At 65.7% G+C, this 17,415-nt stretch carries 13 protein-coding genes; 9 read left to right on the top strand and 4 right to left on the bottom strand.

The window, feature by feature from the left end; all coding sequences use genetic code 11:
• The first annotated feature begins 123 nt into the window (after positions 1-123).
• Both K323_RS27565 and K323_RS0120265 read left to right on the top strand, forming a co-directional pair.
• On the top strand, positions 124-1,404 hold the full coding sequence (locus tag K323_RS27565) for an exonuclease SbcCD subunit D (RefSeq protein WP_084697546.1): 1,281 nt from the start codon (positions 124-126) through the stop codon (positions 1,402-1,404).
• Entirely contained in the window at positions 1,401-4,385 is a 2,985-nt protein-coding gene (locus tag K323_RS0120265) for an AAA family ATPase (RefSeq protein WP_022887089.1), read from the top strand. The genes K323_RS27565 and K323_RS0120265 overlap by 4 nt, the downstream gene beginning before the upstream one ends.
• Positions 4,386-4,566: 181 nt before the next feature.
• Here K323_RS0120265 and K323_RS27560 read toward each other — a convergent pair whose 3' ends face one another.
• On the bottom strand, positions 4,567-5,250 hold the full coding sequence (locus K323_RS27560; RefSeq protein WP_022887088.1) for a DedA family protein: 684 nt from the start codon (positions 5,248-5,250) through the stop codon (positions 4,567-4,569).
• Between the two features lie 129 nt (positions 5,251-5,379).
• Between K323_RS27560 and K323_RS30790 the strand changes: the two genes are divergently transcribed.
• Together K323_RS30790 and K323_RS30785 are read left to right on the top strand one after the other, a co-directional pair.
• Positions 5,380-5,598, top strand: coding sequence for a hypothetical protein (locus K323_RS30790; RefSeq protein ID WP_342663019.1), 219 nt, complete (start codon positions 5,380-5,382; stop codon positions 5,596-5,598).
• Between the two features lie 10 nt (positions 5,599-5,608).
• Entirely contained in the window at positions 5,609-5,758 is a 150-nt protein-coding gene (locus K323_RS30785; RefSeq protein WP_342663018.1) for a hypothetical protein, read from the top strand.
• Positions 5,759-5,776: 18 nt separating this feature from the next.
• Here K323_RS30785 and K323_RS0120235 read toward each other — a convergent pair whose 3' ends face one another.
• Complete coding sequence (locus K323_RS0120235; RefSeq protein ID WP_022887087.1) at positions 5,777-9,331, bottom strand: DEAD/DEAH box helicase; 3,555 nt, start codon at positions 9,329-9,331, stop codon at positions 5,777-5,779.
• A gap of 161 nt (positions 9,332-9,492) precedes the next feature.
• Between K323_RS0120235 and mgrA the strand changes: the two genes are divergently transcribed.
• Complete coding sequence (gene mgrA / locus K323_RS0120230; RefSeq protein WP_022887086.1) at positions 9,493-10,521, top strand: L-glyceraldehyde 3-phosphate reductase; 1,029 nt, start codon at positions 9,493-9,495, stop codon at positions 10,519-10,521.
• A gap of 258 nt (positions 10,522-10,779) precedes the next feature.
• Here the strand turns inward: mgrA and K323_RS0120225 are convergent, their stop codons facing one another.
• Positions 10,780-12,123: a 6-phospho-beta-glucosidase gene (locus K323_RS0120225; RefSeq protein WP_022887085.1), complete on the bottom strand. Its 1,344-nt coding sequence runs from the start codon at positions 12,121-12,123 to the stop codon at positions 10,780-10,782.
• Positions 12,120-12,869, bottom strand: a complete 750-nt coding sequence (locus K323_RS0120220) for a DeoR/GlpR family DNA-binding transcription regulator (RefSeq protein WP_022887084.1) — start codon at positions 12,867-12,869, stop codon at positions 12,120-12,122. Before K323_RS0120220 ends, K323_RS0120225 begins: the two co-directional genes overlap by 4 nt.
• Positions 12,870-13,045: 176 nt before the next feature.
• On the opposite strand from K323_RS0120220, the gene K323_RS0120215 reads away from it, so the two are divergent.
• From K323_RS0120215 to K323_RS0120200, 4 genes are read left to right on the top strand one after another with little or no spacing between them, the layout of a single operon-like run.
• Positions 13,046-14,161 (top strand): carbohydrate kinase family protein, encoded by a 1,116-nt coding sequence (locus K323_RS0120215; protein ID WP_022887083.1) that lies wholly within the window; start codon positions 13,046-13,048, stop codon positions 14,159-14,161.
• Between the two features lie 31 nt (positions 14,162-14,192).
• Positions 14,193-15,587, top strand: coding sequence for an ABC transporter substrate-binding protein (locus tag K323_RS0120210; protein WP_022887082.1), 1,395 nt, complete (start codon positions 14,193-14,195; stop codon positions 15,585-15,587).
• Entirely contained in the window at positions 15,562-16,539 is a 978-nt protein-coding gene (locus K323_RS27550) for a carbohydrate ABC transporter permease (protein ID WP_022887081.1), read from the top strand. Before K323_RS0120210 ends, K323_RS27550 begins: the two co-directional genes overlap by 26 nt.
• Positions 16,536-17,354, top strand: coding sequence for a carbohydrate ABC transporter permease (locus K323_RS0120200; protein WP_022887080.1), 819 nt, complete (start codon positions 16,536-16,538; stop codon positions 17,352-17,354). The genes K323_RS27550 and K323_RS0120200 overlap by 4 nt, the downstream gene beginning before the upstream one ends.
• Positions 17,355-17,415: the final 61 nt, after the last annotated feature.

Genomic DNA, 17,415 nt, shown 5'->3' with positions numbered 1-17,415 from the left:
AGGGCAACTTGGCGATCTCGCCTGCACGCGCGAGTGCTGAGCGCGAGAGCGAATAGTGCAGCGCACTTGCGGCTGGCCGTGGGTGCTGCCGACGGTGTCGGTGGTCGCGGTTACCGTGGAAACATGAGAATCCTGCACACCTCGGACTGGCACATCGGCCGCACGTTCCACGCGCATTCGACGCTGGCGAACCTGCGCGGCGTGCTGGGCGCGCTGGTCGAGGTCGTGCGCGAACACCGGGTGGATGTGGTGGCCGTTTCGGGCGATATCTTCGACTCGGCGACACCGGCTGCCGAGAACATCCTGGCGCTGACCGACGCACTGGGCGCAATTCGCGGCGCAGGGGCATCCGTTGTCATGACCAGCGGCAATCACGACTCAGCGGCCCGCCTCGGCTACCTGTCTGAGTTCGCCGGACTCGCCGGTATCCACATCATCACCCGGCCTGAGCAGCACGATCAGACGGTCACGCTCAGCGACGAGCATGGGCCGGTGCAGTTCTACGGCATCCCCTACCTTGAGCCGGCTCTTATCCGCAGCCGGTATCCCGAGGTGGAGCTGCGCAGCCACGAGCAGGTGCTGAGCTTCGCGATGGACAACATCCGCACCGACCTCGCCGAGCGCGGTGGGCGTTCGGTTGTGCTCTCGCACTGCTTCGCCGTGGGCGTCGGCGCCGAATCGGGCGCCACCGACGTCGAACGCGACATCACGGCCGGCGGGCTCGACTACGTGCCGCTCGGCGTCTTCGACGGGCCAGACTATGTCGCCCTCGGTCACATTCACGGCCGGTCGACACTCAGTGAGCGGGTGCGCTACCCCGGTGCGCCGCTGCACTACTCATTCTCCGAGGCCGGAAAACCGCGCGGCTGCTGGCTGGTCGACCTCGACGAGTCTGGGCTGGCATCCGTCGACTGGGTCGACCTGCCCGTTCCCCGCACGCTGCGCGTGATCACCGGCAACATCGACGAACTGCTGACGGATGCCGCCCTCGCCGCCCATGAGGCCTCGTGGGTGTCCGCGGTGCTCACCGATCAGGTTCGGCCTATGGACGGCATGCGCCGGCTACAGCAGCGATTCCCCTGGTGCGTGACGCTCGAGCACCGCCCCGCGGTGTCGGCCGCAGCCACCATCGCCACCTACGCCGAGCGGATCAACAAGAAGTCCGACCGCGAGATCGTGGCCGGGTTTCTCGAGCACGTGCGAAACGGTGTCGGTCCGAGCGAGTTCGAAAGCGAGCTGATCGGCGAGGTCATTGCGAGCGTTGCGGCGTCCGAGTTGGACGTGTCCGCCGTCGCCACAGCCAGCGCCACCGGCGACAACGACACGACGGCCGACACGACGGCCGACACGACGGCCGACACGACAGCTGACACGAAGACGGATGCCGCGGAGCAGGCCGCGTGAGAATCAAACGTCTCGCCATCGCTGGTTTCGGCCCATACAAAGAAGAGCAGCGAGTCGACTTCGAGGGCTTCCGCGACGACGGTCTCTTCCTCATTACCGGCAAGACTGGCGCGGGCAAGTCGAGCATTCTCGACGCCATCTGTTACGCCCTCTACGGCAGCATCCCACGCTACGACACCACGCAGCAGAAGCTGCGCAGCGATTACTGCACCGCAGACGACCCGAGCTACGTCGAACTCGAGTTTGCGGTCGGAGACGTCGACTACCGGGTGCGCCGCACCCCGGAATACGAACGGCCGAAAGCGCGTGGCACCGGAACCACCACTCAGAAGACCACTGCCGAACTGTTCCGCTTCGCTGACGGGGTGTGGGAAGGGATGTCAGCGCGCCCGGTCGACGTCGGCCATGATCTCGATCGCATTCTCGGGCTGTCGAAAGAGCAGTTTCTGCAGGTGATCCTGCTGGCGCAGAACCGCTTCCAGCAGTTTCTGCTCGCGAAGAACGAGGAACGCCAATCCGTGCTGCGCAACCTGTTCGGAACGAGTCGCTTCGAGCAGATGGAGTCGGTGCTCGTGGAACGTCGCAAAGCGCTCGAAGCAGAACTGGGCACGGCAAGGGAACGGCTGGAGCAACAGGCAGTGCAGGCAGCTGCTCTAGTGCACCGTGACCCGCCCGAGTCGCCAGACCTCGAGTGGTTCGACTCCGCTCTCGCCGCCCTCGATGAGGAGCGCGTGCAGGCAGCGGTCGCCGCCACCACGGCAGATGCAACCTTCACGGCCGCCGACGCTGCGCACCGTGACTTGGCCGACGTACAGAAGCGGCAAATCCGGCGTGACAGTGCGGCGGAAAAGCTCGTTGCCCTGAACGCGGATAGTGCGGCGATCGATGGCAACCGAGACAGCGTCAACGCTGCCAACCGCGCCGCCCTGGTGTGGTCGCAGGTGAAGACGCGACGCGAGGCGGCGTCGGCACTTGCGACCGCGGCATCCGCTCTGGACGACGCTCGTGATGCCTACGCGCCGTACGCTGACGACTCGGAAGGCGACTCGGAAGCGGCCTCGGATTCGGTCTCGAGCGCGGCCCTGAAGTCCACGATCGGCCGAGTCACCAAGAAACTCGGTACCCTCGAATTTGTCGTGGCGGAGGAAGCGCGCCTGCCCGCATTCGTCGCGGAGATTGGCGACCTGAAGGAGCGGCTCGAGGGAGCGGAGTCTGCTGTCACGGCGGCGACCGAGCGGATCGAATCTCTGCCAGAGCAGATCGATGGCGTCGGAGTCAGGCTCTCGGCCGCGCAGATTCGGGCCGCTGGGGAGACCGAAGCCAACCTCAAGGTTGACCGGCTGGCGGCGGCGCGAAAGTCCGCTGCCACGGCAGCCAAGCTGGAGAAACAGCACGCGGAAGCACTTCGCGCTGCGACGGACGCCAGCGGACTGAACGCCACGGCGACAGCGCTCGTGCACTCCCTGATGCAGCAGCGGCTGAACGGTCACGCGGCAGAACTCGCCGCCGAACTTGTTGACGGCGAGGCGTGCAGTGTGTGCGGTTCGACCGCGCACCCTGCCCCGGCCGAGCCCAACGCAGAACCGGTCACCGACGACGACATCGAGCGTGCGCGCCTCGCGGCCGACGAGGCGAAGGCCGTCGCCGATGACGCGCACGGTGAGACGCAGCGAATCGCCACCCGGTTCACCGAATCGCGCACCGCAGCCGGCAAGAAGAGCGTCGAGACGCTCGATGAAGAACTCGACGCTGCCCACGCGACGCAGGCGGATGTGCGCGCAGCAGGGGAGGAAGCAACAACGCTCGAGGCCGATCAGGTTCGTCTCAGAGCCGAGCTCAAGGTTGCGCAGGAGAGTCTCTCGCAATTGCGCTCTGCGCATGACGACGTGTCGAAGTTGCTTGCCGTGAGTCAGGCTGAATTCAGCGCGCTCGATGAGCGCGTTGCCAGGCACCGCGGCGAATTTTCGAGTGTGTCAGAGCATGTCGCGGCGCTCCAAGCCGAGCTGGAGGCCGCGAATCGCCTCGCCGAGGCCAGCGGCGGGAAGCTTTCAGCAGAGAAGACCCTCGCCGATGCGGGCGAGACTTTGAACACGCAGCTTGAGGAGCACGGTTTTGCCGATGAAGATGACGCTGTGGAGGCCAAACTGCCCGCCGCCGAAATTACCGGTCTTGAGAACCGCATTCGTCAGCACGACCAAGCGGTGAGCACGTCGCAGTCGACGCTGGCCGAGCCCGACCTCGCCGAGTTGCCCGATGCGTCGGTCGAACTCGACGCGAGTCGCGAGGCTCTCGCAGAAGCCAGGTCGGCCCGCGACCTGGCGCTGGCCACAGAGAGCTCGCTGAGGGAGAGGCAAAGTCAATTGGCTCGGGTCGTGACCTCTGTGCGCACGCAACTCACGGCATCCGCTCGCCTGCACGATGAATATAGGCAGCTGCGGGAGCTTGCGAGTGCGATGCAGGGCAATGAGCCGAATACCAAACGGATGCGGTTGGAGACCTACGTTCTCGCCGCGCAGCTCGAGGAGATCGTGGCGGCGGCGAACGTGCGACTGCGGTCGATGACGAGCGGGCGGTACACGCTCGAGCACGATGACTCCCTGCAGTTTCGGGGTGCGAAGTCGGGGCTCGGGCTGGCGATTCTCGACCAGCACACCGGGCGCGCACGGGCGACGCATTCATTGTCGGGCGGCGAAACGTTCCTGGCGTCGCTGGCTCTGGCGCTCGGGCTGGCCGAGGTCGTCACGAACCAGGCCGGGGGGATCACGCTCGACACGCTGTTCATCGACGAGGGGTTCGGGTCGCTCGACAGCGACACGCTCGAGATCGCAATGGGAACGCTCGACAGCTTGCGCTCAGGCGGGCGCACGATCGGCCTGATCAGCCACGTCGACGCGATGAAGGAGCAGATCCCTGCACACCTGCGCATCACGGTGACCGACCAGGGGCACAGCGAGATCGCCGAGGCGGGAGCGCTCGTTTAGCCTGCCGAGTTCGTTCCGGCTTCCTCTTCGTCCGTCACTCCTCCGCACCACCCGGGCTTCTGAACCGTTCGACGGAGATATTGCCGGTAACGACCGATCTGGCGGTCAGCTTGACGTATTCTGCGAAAATCTCCGTCGAACGGTTCGGGATATCGGGCCAGCGGCTCGGATTCGGGTGGGCTCAGGAGCGGTTGGCTGCAGCGAGTTCTGGCTCGCGCACCTCGCTCGACTCGAGTTCCAGCGTGAGTTCGCGGCGCGCATCCCGCCGCCTGGTGACCCGGGTGAGCACGGCGTCTACCACGAATCCGATCACCAGTGCCAGCACGATGGCCACCCCGGCACCGAGCAACGGGTTGTCGTGCACCCAGGCGCCAGCCAGCACTCCGATGAGAATCGAGTACGTCGCCCAGCTGAGCCCGGCGAGCATGGCAAGTGGGAGGAAACGTCGCAGTGGGAAGCCGGTCGCGCCCGCGGTCATGTTCACAGCGACGCGGCCGACCGGGATGTACCGGGCAGTCAGCAGCAGCATCGCAGCGCGACGATCCAGCGCCGAGCGGGCACGCTCGATCGCCCTCGCGACCCGAGGATGACGCATCCACCTGAATCGGTCGACTCCGATGCGTCGGCCGATCAGGTAGGCGATGGTGTCGCCCGTCGTTGCGCCGACGGACGCCACCAGGAGCAGCAGAAACAGGTTCGGTGCCCCCGTCGAGATGGCCAGCGCGCCGAGCGCCACGACCACTGATTCGCTCGGGATGGGCGGGAAGAACCCATCGATGATCACGACGGCGAGCGTGATGAGGTACACCCAGGGCGAGCCGGCGAGTGAGACCACGAACTCGTTCAGGGTGTTTAGAAACGTCATGGTTTCAGAGTAGAAATCGGAGGACCCCCACCGCGTCCATCTCTAGAGCTATCCGTCCCATACCCAGGTATGGGATTCTGCCGACGCGACGCACGCAGGAGGGCGTCCGGACTCCCTATGATCAACACCATGACAACTGCTGCTGCCGTGCTCATCTGCGTGATACTCGGCGCACTCGCCATCGGCCAGGTGCTGCTGATCGCTGGTCTTCCGCTGGGGCATTTCGCCTGGGGAGGGCAGTCCAAGGTGCTGCCGACCCGGCTGCGCGTGGGGAGCGCCATCTCCATCGTCCTCTACGCGCTGTTCGCGTTCGTGACGCTCGAACGAGCAGGGATCACACGTCATTGAACCGGACGGCGTGGTCTACGTCGCGATGTGGGTACTGACCGGGTATTTCACCCTGGGTATCGTGCTGAACGGGATCTCGCGCAGCAAGCCGGAGCGGAACGTGATGACCCCGGTGTCGCTGCTGCTGGCGGTGCTGTGCCTGATCGTGGCGCTCGGATAACCGGGTAGGTGCAGCTCCTCAGGCGCCGAGAAGACCACGGATGTCGTCGGCCGTCAGCGCGGAACTGAACATGGCGTCGTCGTCCATCACGGCATTGAAGAGTTTTGCCTTCTTGTCCTTCAGCGCCATCACCTTCTCCTCGATCGTGCCTGTCGCCACCATCCGGTAGACCATGACGTTCTTGGTCTGGCCGATGCGGTGCGTGCGGTCGACCGCCTGCGCCTCCGTCGCCGGATTCCACCACGGGTCGAGCAGAAAGACATAGTCGGCCTCCGTCAGGTTCAACCCGAAACCGCCCGCCTTCAAGCTGATCAAGAACACCGGGGCCTCGCCGTCTTTGAACTTTTTGATCACCTCGGCGCGCCGCCTGGTCGACCCGTCGAGGTAGGCGTACGGCACACCCAGTTCGTCGAGCCGGGCCGCCGCCTTGCCGAGGAACGACGTGAACTGGCTGAAGATCAGCGCCCGGTGCCCCTCCGCCACAACGTCTTCGAGCTGCTCGAAGAGTGCGTCGAGCTTGCTTGAGGGGATCGCCGCATACTTCTCGTCGACCAACGACGCGTCCAGGCTCAGCATCCGCAACAGCGTCAGCGACCGGAACACGATGAACCGGTTCTTGTCCATGTCTTCCAGCAGGCCGAGCAGCTTCTGCCGTTCGCGCTGCAGGAACGTGTCGTACAGCTTGCGGTGCCGCGGCTCGAGGTCGATCTGCAGCACCTGCTCCTGCTTCGCCGGCAGCTCAGTCGCCACGAGATCTTTCGTGCGCCGCATCATCAACGGACGGATGCGCCGGCGCAACCGCGCGAGTAGCTCCGCCCTGGTCACCGTGCCGGCCGGCCTCTTCTCGCCCTTATTGCTGACTCCCTTGTCGCCGACCTCGATCGGCCGCTGGTACTCCTCGGTGAATCGCCGCGCTGAGGGGAACAGGCCGGGCGCGACGATCGCGAACAGCGACCACAGCTCCATCAGGTTGTTCTCCATGGGGGTGCCGGTGATGGCCAGTTTGAACGGCGCCTTCAGCTCCCGCGCGCAGATGTGCACCCTGGCGGCACGGTTCTTCACGAACTGTGCCTCGTCGAGGATCAGCCCCGCCCAGTCCTCGGTCTGGTACGCCTCGAAATCGAGCCGGAAGAGCGCATAGGAGGTGACGACCACATCGGCCCCGTCGACGATCTCGGCCAGCGGCATCCGCCCCTTGGCCTGCGTCGTTGTGATGGCGACAGCGGCCAGGCCGGGGGTGAATCGCGCGGACTCTGTGAGCCAGTTCGAGACGACGGATGTCGGGGCAACGACCAGGAACGGCTTGCGAGGCTGCGTGGTTGGCCTGTGCTCGACCGCGTGCGCGAACAGCGCCAGGGTCTGCAGCGTCTTGCCGAGCCCCATGTCGTCTGCGAGGACTCCGCCGAGGCCGTGTTTCCAGAGGAAGGTCAGCCAGCCGAATCCGTCAAGCTGGTATGGGCGCATCGTGGCGTCCAGTCCGGTCGGGAGCGGGGTCGCTTCGATGACAGTGTCGAGCGACATGAGCCGGTTGAGCCCGGTGACCGCGTCTCGCCAGGACTGGGCCTCTTCCGTCTCCTCGGCGAGGTCTTCGAACTCTTCCCAGAGGGAGGCCTGGTAGCGACTGATGCGCACGCCGGTCTCCCACTCGTCGAGCGCACCGGCTTCAGCGATCAGATCCTTGAGCTGTTCGAAGGCCGGGTGGCTGAGCGAAAGGTAGGAATTGTCGATCAGGAGCAGCTTCTTCTTGCCCGTCGACAGGGCCTTGAACAGCGGGCCGAACGGCACCTTCTTGTCTTCGATGGTGACGATGACGCCGAGATCGAACCAGTCGCGCTGGTCGGTCTCAACGGTGGTGAATTTCAGCTTCGGCGCGTCGGTCAGTTCCCGGTATTCTGGCTGCTCGCCGACAACATCGACCCGCACGCCGCCCAGGCCATGCAGCAGCGGGAGTGTCTTCTCCGTGAACTCCGCCGCGTCGATGCCCTGCAGAGTGGCGTTCGCCGCAGGCACCGTTCCCAGCGTGGCCGTCACGAGGTCAAGTGCTTTCGCCTCGGCTGCGACGTCCCGTGCTCCGCCGCTGGCGGCGTGAGATCCGTGCGGCGCTGACGGCGACAACGGATGCCGCGCCACGGCCGAGCCGCTGCGGTACTCCCACGCCCACTCGAGGTCGAGGGTGTGCTTCGGCCGGTAGGTGGCGGTGAGAACCAGCGACGGTGGTTCGATCTCGGGGAATTTCACCGACGCATCCGTGCTGGTCACCAGGATCGACTGGCGGAGCGCGGGGTAGTACTCGGTCAGGAACTCGTCGACGTCAGACGCGGGAATCTCAACCGACGAGGGCTGCCCGAGCAGCCGGCGCTGTTCCCGGCTGAGCGTTTCGGCCGTCGGTGCGAGTGAGATGGAGGTGTGCGGCACGAGGTTCCAGGCGTAGACGCCGTGGTCGCCAATCGTGCCTGCAGCGTCTGGCGGATGCCGCTCACCGTCGAGCGTGAGCGTGGTCGTGAGACGGAGCCCGGCCTCGTCGCGCGCTGGAGCCTCGTCGCGCGCTGGGTCCGTGCCAGCGGCATCCGTTTGCGCATCTGAAACCACACTCGCATCGAGACTGACCGTTGCGTCTCTGGCGATAGTGACGACGGCATCCTTCGCACTCCCGGCGAAGCGGATGCCCAGATCAGCCGCCTCGTCGAACAGCGTCCACAACAGTGGACTCGGGAAGTCATCGAGGTAGACCCAGTCGGCCTCCCCGCCACCGACGTATGCCTCGCGGGTGGCCCGGTGCAGGGCGATGAACTGGCAGAACCAGCGGTGCTGCGCCGGCTCCAGGTTCAGCCGGTTCAGCTGGTAGGTGATATTGTTCCAGGCCAGGTTGGCTCGTACCCAGTTGCCTCTGCTGTTGCGCATGACCGGTCGCACGCCCAGCCGAAAGGTGCCGATCTCGGAGCGTTCGACCGTCGCGGTGCGCACAGACGGACCACGCCAGCGCTCGTTCGGCCTCGGTATCTGCTCCCGCAGTTCGAACTGCAGACCCATCGGCGCACTCTGTGTGTTGTCTGCGGGGAAACCGCCGTTGGCGGTGACGACGGATGCGTCGCGAGAGCCGCTGAGAGAGCCGACGGCCGACTTCCAGTCCGGTTGAACCGGCGCGGACGGCTGCGCTGGCTCTCTGGAGGGAACCGGCAGCCCAGTGTTACCCAGGGGAGTGAGCGGCAAGCCAGCCGCTAACTGGGCGCGATGCAAGTCGGTGAGTGGGCCGGGGCTCCCTTGGCGCACGTGGTCGGTATTGCTGGCGAGGATCGTGGCGGCGACGTGTTTGCAGTCGTAGCTCATAGGGCAGCTGCACGAGCTGGTCCCGGGGCGGCTATAACCATTCTTGCTCGCGACGAGGTCGACGCGGCAGTGGTACGGCAGCGGTTCACCGCCCTGCACGGCGCCGCTCAGGCGCTGCGAGTCGGCGTCCCAGGTGATCTCCTGCACCGCACCGTTGCGGGAGTAGGCGCGTCCGCGGTCGAAGGCGGCCTTTCCGACCAGGCGCACGATGTCGGCGACATCCACCAGGGGAAAGTTTGTCGGCATCCGTTAATGTTCTCACGCAGCACTGACACCCGGCGCTGGCCGGCCGGGATGCGACGCGCCAATTAGGCGTGGATGCGCCATGCGCGCGTGGTGCATCCGCGCGTTAGTGGCGCGCGGCGAGCGGGTGCCTCGCGGGTTCCGAACGCTGGCATGATTAAGGGGTGACCTACCTCCCCGCTGAATCCAGATACGACTCCATGCCCTACCGCCGCACCGGGCGGAGCGGCCTTCAGCTACCCGCGATCTCGCTCGGGCTCTGGCAGAACTTCGGCGATGTGAAGCCGCTCGACACGCAGCGGGCCATCCTGCGCCGGGCGTTCGACCTCGGCATCACGCACTTCGACCTCGCCAACAACTACGGACCTCCCTATGGCTCGGCAGAGACGAACTTCGGCCAGCTGATGCGCGAGGACTTCTCCGCCCACCGCGCCGAACTGGTCATCTCCACCAAGGCCGGCTACGACATGTGGCCGGGCCCATACGGCAACTTCGGTTCGCGCAAGTACCTGCTGTCGAGCCTCGACCAGTCGCTCGGGCGCATGGGACTCGACTACGTCGACATCTTCTACTCGCACCGTGCAGACCCCGACACTCCGCTCGAAGAGACGATGGGCGCGCTGCACACCGCCGTCACCAGCGGCCGCGCGCTCTACGCCGGTATCTCCTCGTACTCGCCAGAGCGCACTCGACGCGCGGCCGAGATTCTCGCCGACCTGGGCACCCCGCTACTCATCCATCAGCCGTCGTATTCGATGTTCAACCGCTGGGTCGAAGACGGACTCCTCGACACCCTCGAAGACCTCGGCGCCGGCTGCATCGCCTTCTCGCCGCTGGCGCAGGGGCTGCTCACCGATCGTTACCTCGGCGGCATCCCGGAGGATTCCCGCGTCGCCCGCGAGGGGTCGGCAGGCAGCCACATGGTGAACGACGAGACGCTCGCGAGCATTCGCGCGCTGACTGAAATAGCGGATGCCCGTGGGCAGTCACTCGCGCAGCTCGCGGTTGCCTGGGTGCTGCGACACCAGGGCGTGACGTCTGCTCTGGTCGGCGCGTCATCCGTCGCCCAGCTCGAGACCAACGTCGCCGCCCTCGACAACCTGACCTTCAGCGACGACGAGCTTGCAGCGATCGACGAGCACGCCACCGACCAGGACATCAACCTCTGGGCCCCCTCCAGCGCGGTGCTCTAGCTCCTGGCGGGGTCGTCAACCGTCCCGCCGCATCCGTTGTGGCCGGGCCGGTGGGTAATTCAGGAGATCTCGTGGATGTGGGGTTGAGACTGCGCTGATCGTGGCTGTTCTGTCGGAATCTCCTGAGTTGGCCACGCGTCCGGCCGTGGATAACTCCTGCAGCGTCCGCAGCTGAGGCGACGGATGCCGGTCGGTGCGGGGTGGCGGCCGGCGGGCAGCCGCATTCTGCAGGAGTAGTGCAGACGCCGCACGTGCGCGCTACTCGAAGGCGGCGGCCACGCCCGGAATCTCAGCGCGGTACGTGTCGAACAGCTTCCGGGCGACACTGATCGAGTCGACCAGCGGATGCGCCGCGATCGCGCGCCACGCCAGTGCCCTGTCGCGGCTGACCGATGCCGCGATGGTCAGCTGCTCCACCGCCTTCACCTGCTGCATCAGCCCGAGCATGTCGCCCGTGACCGGCGCAACGTTGTGCGGCGCGACGCCGCCGGCCCCGACGGTGCACGCCACCTCGATCACGGCCTCATCCGGCAGCTCAGCCACGTTCCCGCGATTGGCAACGTTCAGAATCATCGTGGACTCGCGCCCGTTCACCAGCGCCGACATCAGGTCGAGGGCCACCGTCTGGTAGCCGCCGCCGTCGATGTCGCTCTCCTCGCGGTTGTCGCGCTCCTCCTCCGGCCGGCTCTCCGCCATATAACTCGACTCGCGGTCGTGCTTGGTGCGGTTCCAGAGCGCCAGCGCGCTGCCAGGGTGCTGATGCGCCTCGCGGTAGAAAACCGATTGCTGGCGTTGCAGAAACTGCCCGCGCGTTTCCGCAGACGAACGGATGCGTTCGGTCGCCTCCCGCTCGAAGTAGTAGTAGTACAGGTACTCATTCGGAATCGCGCCCAGCGCCCGCACCCAGTCGAAGCCCATCAGGCGGGCCTCTTCGATGCCGCCGAGAGCCTCGTCGCTGGCGAGCAATCCCGGCAGCAGGTCTTGCCCGCCGACCGAGACCCGGCGCAACCATCCCAGGTGGTTGAGGCCGACGTAATCGAAGTCAACGGCATCCGGCGTCGAACCGACCGCGTGCACGGCCCGCCGCATCAGGCCGATCGGGGTGTCGCAGATTCCGATAACGCGGTCGCCGAGCGATGCACGCATCGCCTCCGTGACCATTCCGGCCGGATTCGTGAAATTGATCACCCAGGCATCCGGTGCCAGCGCGGCGACTCGCTCAGCCAGGCGCCTCGCGTGCGGCAGCGTGCGGAGCGCGTAGGCCAGACCGCCCGGACCGATGGTCTCCTGGCCGAGCACACCGAGATCAAGCGCGATGCGCTCGTCTTTGATCCGACCCTCGGCGCCGCCGATGCGCATCGCAGAGAACACAAACTGGGCGCCGGTGATGGCCTCATCGAGATCGGTCGTCAGCGTGACCCGCGGCGGACGAGCCAGCGACTCGGCCAGCTGCATCAGCACCGAGTTGATGATGTCGAGCCGCTCACGCGACACGTCGAACAGGCACAACTCGGTCACCCTGGCGTGATCGCCGTCGGACGAGATTGCCTCAAAGATTTGCGGCACACGGAATCCGCCGCCGCCGATGATGGTCAGTTTCACGCGAGAACCACGTCGCTTCCGCTCTGGCGAAACACCTCGAGCGTCGCGCGGTCCGCGGCATCGGAGGTGATCAGGGTGTTGATGGCTGAGGGTTCACAGACGGAGAGGATGCCGGTGCCGGGGAACTTGGTCTCGTCGGCCACCAGCACAATGTGCGGCGCAGAGGCGAGGATCGCGCGTTTGACCGGAACCTCGATGCCGGTGGAGTCGAGAACCGTGCCGTCAGGCCGGATTCCGCTGGTGCCGACAAAGCAGATGGTGGCCCGCAGCTGGCTCAGTGCGCCTTCGGTGAGCGACCCGACCAGCGAATGGTACGAACGCCGCAGCACGCCGCCCAGCATGATGAGTTCGATGCCAGTGTCTGCCCGCAATTCGTCGAGTACGGCGATGCTCGAGGTGATCACGGTGATCGCCTTGCCGCGGAGCGCCCGCGCGATGAGGGCGGTGGTGGTGCCGATGTCGAGCACGACGACGTCTCCGTCTGCCACCAGCGAGGCCGCGACGGCGGCAATCCGCTCCTTGGACGAGGCGGACCGCTCTGCCACCTCCTGGAAGGGGACCTCGTCTGGCTCGACGCTTCCGCCGCCGCGCACGCGTCGCAACAGTCCGTCGGCGCTGAGCGAGTTCAGATCTCGACGGATCGTGGAGGGGCTGACCTGCATGATCTCGGCCAGGTCGGTGACGGATGCTTCGCCGGTTTCCTTCACTCGGCGCAAGATCGTCGCCTGGCGCGTGGTGGTGAGCATGCGCTCATAGTAGCAAGCAGGAGTGAGCAGCTTCAAGCAGAAACTGTGGCTTGTTCTGCTCAATCCTGCGTGATAATGTCCTGACGTAAGCAAGGGAGCTCACACTCCACTGCACCCGCAACAGGCAATTCCGTCACACCGTCCGCGCGCATTTCGCGCCGCTGGAAGAGGATTCAGTGGAAAACGTCCACCCACGCGTCGAAGCGCCGACCGACCCCGAGCCGACGCTCGAGCAAGACCTCGACCTGTTCCTCGCCGGCCCACTGTTCTTCGACATCGTCTTCACCGGTCTCCCCTCCGAACCGAGGCCAGGCACCGAGGTCTGGGCAGAGGGCATGGGCTCAGTTCCCGGCGGGATCGCCAACCTCGCGGTCGCGGCATCCCGTCTTGGTCTCAGCACCGGTCTGGCTGCCGGATTCGGCGATGACGTGTACGGACACTGGTCATGGTCGCTCCTCAGCCAACAGGAGCACATCGACCTCAGTAGGTCGCGTATTTTTCCCGACTGGCACTCCGCGGTGACGGTGTCGATCGCGACCCAAGGCGACCGCAGCATGATCACCCACGGTCATCCCATCCCGGTCAGCCAGCTCGAACTGATCGGCACGCCACCCCGGTCGCGAGCCCTCGTGACCGACCTGATCGCACCGGGCGAAGACGAGCCGTGGTGGTTCACATCCGCGGCCGACCAGGCGAAGGTCTTCGCGGCCGTGGGCTGGGACCCCACTGAGAAGTGGGACCAGGCCGACCTCGCCAATCTCGGCCGTTGCCACGCGTTCCTGCCGAACCACGTCGAGGCGATGGCATACACCCGCACCGAGACGCCGGAGGCAGCGCTCGCACAACTCTCCGACCTGGTGCCGTTTGTGGTGGTCACCAAAGGTAAAGACGGTGCCATCGCAACGGATGCGACCACGGGCGAGACGGCATCCGTACCCGCCCTTCTCGTCGACCCTGTCGACCCGACCGGCGCGGGCGATGTGTTCTCCGCCGGCATCGTGGTCGGAACACTGGGGGAGTGGCCGCTCGAACAGAGGCTCCTGTTCTCCACCCTGTGCTCCGCCCTGGCTGTGCAGCATTTCGGGGGCTCGCTCGCGTCTCCTGGATGGGGGGATATCGCAGACTGGTGGGAAACTACCAAGAGGGATTCTGGGCGGAATGCAGAGGCAGCCAGGATCGCCGCGAGTTACGGATTTCTGGGCGACCTCATTCCTCAAGCAAAGACTCCCGCGGCCAGACGCGATGCCGTTCGTCGCGCGGAGGCCACCATCGGCCACAGCAGGCACCACTGAACCGCACCCGGTTCCCGAGAAAGGAAATCGCATGAACTTCACGCGCAGATCACGGACGGCCACGTCGCGGATATCCCGTTCGCTGGCAGTTGGCCTCGCCGGAGCGGCCGCCATCGCCATGACCCTCACAGCGTGCACGCCGGGCTCCGGTCAGACCGCCGCGCCGTCGCTCGACCCCGACCGCACGGTGCAGACGGATGTCTCGAAAATGGGCGATCTTACGCTCACCGTCTGGGACCAGGAGGTTCGCGGCGGCCAGGACGAACAGATGAAGCAGCTGAATGCGGCTTTCGAGAAGGCGTATCCGAACATCACCATCAAGCGGGTGTCGCAGTCGTTTGACGACCTCGGGAAGACCCTGCGCCTCGCACTCAGCGGCGATGACGCCCCTGACGTCGTGCAGGCAAACAATGCCCGCAGCTCGATGGGCGCGTTTGTTGAAGCGGGACAGCTACTCCCGCTCGACGCCTGGTCTGAGGCGTATGGGTGGGAGGACCGGTTCCCGGAGAGCATCCTGAAGTACTCGCAGTACAGCGAAGACGGCACGACCTTCGGCAGCGGTTCCACCTACGGCCTCCCGCAGGTCGGCGAGGTCGTCGGCGTGTTCTACAGCAAGGCGAAACTCGCCGGACTCGGCGTCGAGCTTCCGAAAGACTGGGCGGGCTTCGAGGCGGCGCTGGCCACCGCGAAGGGTGCCGGCGAGACGCCGCTTCTTCTCGGAAACATCGAGAAGTGGCCTGCCGTGCACGTTTTCGGTCCGGTTCAGGGCGCCCTCGCGCCGAGCGACCAGGTCGAGAAGCTCGGTTTCGGCAACGCCGGCGCGTCGTGGGAGACGCCGGAGAACGAGGCTGCCACCGAGACACTCAGTTCGTGGCAGACCAACGGTTTCTTCAATGATGGGGTCAACGGAACCGACTACGACGCGGCCTGGCAGATGCTCACGAAGGGTGAGGGCGTGTTCCTCATGGGCGGCTCCTGGCTCGCGGCCGACCTCGAAGATGCCATGGGTGACGACGTCGGATTCTTCACCCCGCCGGCAACCGCAGGCGAAGGTGCCCACACCACAGGTGGCACCGGGTTGCCATTCACGGTGACGAGCGCCACCAAGAACCCCGACCTGGCTGCCGCGTACATCGACTTCATCACGAACGACGACGCAATGGCGATCCTGGCGGACACCGGCAACCTTCCGGTTATCGACACCCAGAAGTACGCCCCGGAATCCGGCGTGCTGCGCGACGTGTACTCCTCGTTCGGGTCGGTGACCACGGATGGCGTGCTGCTGCCGTACCTCGACTACGCAACGCCGACGATGGGTGACACCCTCGGCGAGTCCCTGCAGGGCCTGCTCGACGGCCAGCTGACCCCGAAAGCGTTCACCGAGGCGCTGGAAACCGACTATGCCGAGTTCACTGCAGCAGGCTAGAACCGAGAATGGCGGGCGGAACGGCACAGGCCGTTCCGCCCCGCGCGGCGGCGCAACGCGTCGTCAATCCCGGCGCCGTCCATCAACGCAGGGCAAGTGGTTCCTCCCGTACCTGTTCATCCTGCCCGCGTTCCTCGTCTACGCCGCCTTCCTGCTCTACCCCCTTGCCCGCGCTGTGCACCTGTCACTGTTCGAATGGGACGGCCTGACCCTCGCCACCTTCGTCGGGTTCGACAACTACGCCGCAATCATCAGCGACGAGCGGCTGCGGGACGCATTTGGCCACGCCCTGGTCTTCGTGTTCTTTTACGCGATCCTGCCCGTGAGCATCGGACTGGTGCTCGCCGCTGTGCTCAGCCGTGCCAGGGTGCGCGGCCTGTCGCTGTTTCGAACCGTCGTCTTCCTGCCCCAGGTCATCGCCATGGTCGTCGTCGCGGTTGCGTGGCGACAGATCTACGCCCCAGACGGCCAGCTCAACATGGTGCTTCGCGCCGTCGGCCTCGACGATCTCACCCGCGCCTGGCTCGGCGACTACACCTTCTCTCTGCCTGCCGTCGGCATCATTGGCACCTGGGTGTCGACCGGACTGGTCACGGTGCTCCTGCTCGCCGGCATGGCAAAAATTCCGCTCGAGCACTTCGAGTCCGCGCGGATGGACGGCGCAGGTCCGGTGCGGGAGTTCTTCTCGATCATCGTCCCGGCGGTGCGCGCTGAGATCACCGTGGCGCTCACGCTGACCGTCGTCGCCTCCCTCAAGACCTTCGACCTCATCTACGTGACGACGAGTGGCGGGCCCGGCAGCTCGACGACGGTGCCGAGCTACGAGGTGTACCGCCGGGCCTTCGAGCTGGGGCAGGTGGGGTCAGCCGCGGCTGTCGGAGTGACACTCACCGCACTCATCTTCTTGATCAGCCTCACCATCAACCGCATTGGAGACCGAAGCTCCTCATGAAGGTCAGCAACACGGAACGTTTCCTGAACTACGCGATCCTGATCGTCTTCTCGTTGATCGTCCTGGCGCCCATGCTGACGATCCTGGTGTCGGCTTTTGCGCCGCCCAGCGCCTCAGCGGCCAGGGAGGGCGGCCCTTTCCACCCGGGCAACTTCATCGACGCCTGGCAGGAGGGGCGTTTCGGACAATACATGACGACATCCGTCATCGTCGCCGTCATCGTCGTGACCCTCACCGTGGTGCTGTCCGTGCTCAGCGGATACGCGTTCGGCACGATGTCATTCCGCGGCGAACAGGTGCTGTTCTACGTGTTCCTGCTCGGCATCATGGTGCCGGCCGAGGCGATCGTCGTACCGCTGTTCTTCGACCTGCGGAGCCTGGGGCTGACCGACACCATCTGGGCGGTGGCGCTGCCGCAGGTCGCGCAGTCGGTGGCGTTCGGAACCTACTGGATGCGCACCTACTTCAAGGGTGTCAACCGTTCGGTGCTCGACGCCGCGCGGATGGACGGGGCGTCGCCGAAACGCATTCTCTGGTCGATCCTGGTGCCGATGGGGCGTCCGGCGATCACCACGATGGTGGTGCTGGTGTTCATGTGGACGTGGAACGAGTTCCTCATTCCGCTGGTCATGTCGCCGACCGGGGCCGTGCGCACCGCGCCGCTCGGGCTGGCGTTCTTCCAGGGCCAGTACACGCAGGGAACGGCGCTGCTGGCGGCTGGAGCGGTTCTGGTTGCGCTGCCCGTCGTGGTGTTGTACTTCATCCTGCAGCGACACTTCATCAAGGGAATGCTCGAGGGCGCGGTGAAGGAATAGCCGGTGCACACCGCGACCCCTGATAATGTCATGACAAAGGGCACTGCGGCAGAGGCGCGGC

Origin of the sequence: Glaciibacter superstes DSM 21135 (genome assembly GCF_000421145.1) — a bacterium.
GTDB classification, from domain to species: domain Bacteria; phylum Actinomycetota; class Actinomycetes; order Actinomycetales; family Microbacteriaceae; genus Cryobacterium; species Cryobacterium superstes.
Note: the sequence above shows the minus strand (reverse complement) of the source record. Positions and strands in the feature narration are given on the sequence as shown.

Excerpts from the sequence above, each read along its gene's own strand:
- K323_RS27565 (WP_084697546.1), top strand. The coding sequence starts at position 124 with ATGAGAATCCTGCACACCTCGGACTGGCACATCGGCCGCACGTTCCAC.
- K323_RS27560 (WP_022887088.1), bottom strand. The coding sequence starts at position 5,250 with ATGACGTTTCTAAACACCCTGAACGAGTTCGTGGTCTCACTCGCCGGC.
- K323_RS0120200 (WP_022887080.1), top strand. The coding sequence starts at position 16,536 with ATGAAGGTCAGCAACACGGAACGTTTCCTGAACTACGCGATCCTGATC.
- K323_RS30790 (WP_342663019.1), top strand. The coding sequence starts at position 5,380 with ATGACAACTGCTGCTGCCGTGCTCATCTGCGTGATACTCGGCGCACTC.
- K323_RS0120220 (WP_022887084.1), bottom strand. The coding sequence starts at position 12,869 with ATGCTCACCACCACGCGCCAGGCGACGATCTTGCGCCGAGTGAAGGAA.
- K323_RS0120235 (WP_022887087.1), bottom strand. The coding sequence starts at position 9,331 with ATGCCGACAAACTTTCCCCTGGTGGATGTCGCCGACATCGTGCGCCTG.
- K323_RS27550 (WP_022887081.1), top strand. The coding sequence starts at position 15,562 with ATGCCGAGTTCACTGCAGCAGGCTAGAACCGAGAATGGCGGGCGGAAC.
- K323_RS0120210 (WP_022887082.1), top strand. The coding sequence starts at position 14,193 with ATGAACTTCACGCGCAGATCACGGACGGCCACGTCGCGGATATCCCGT.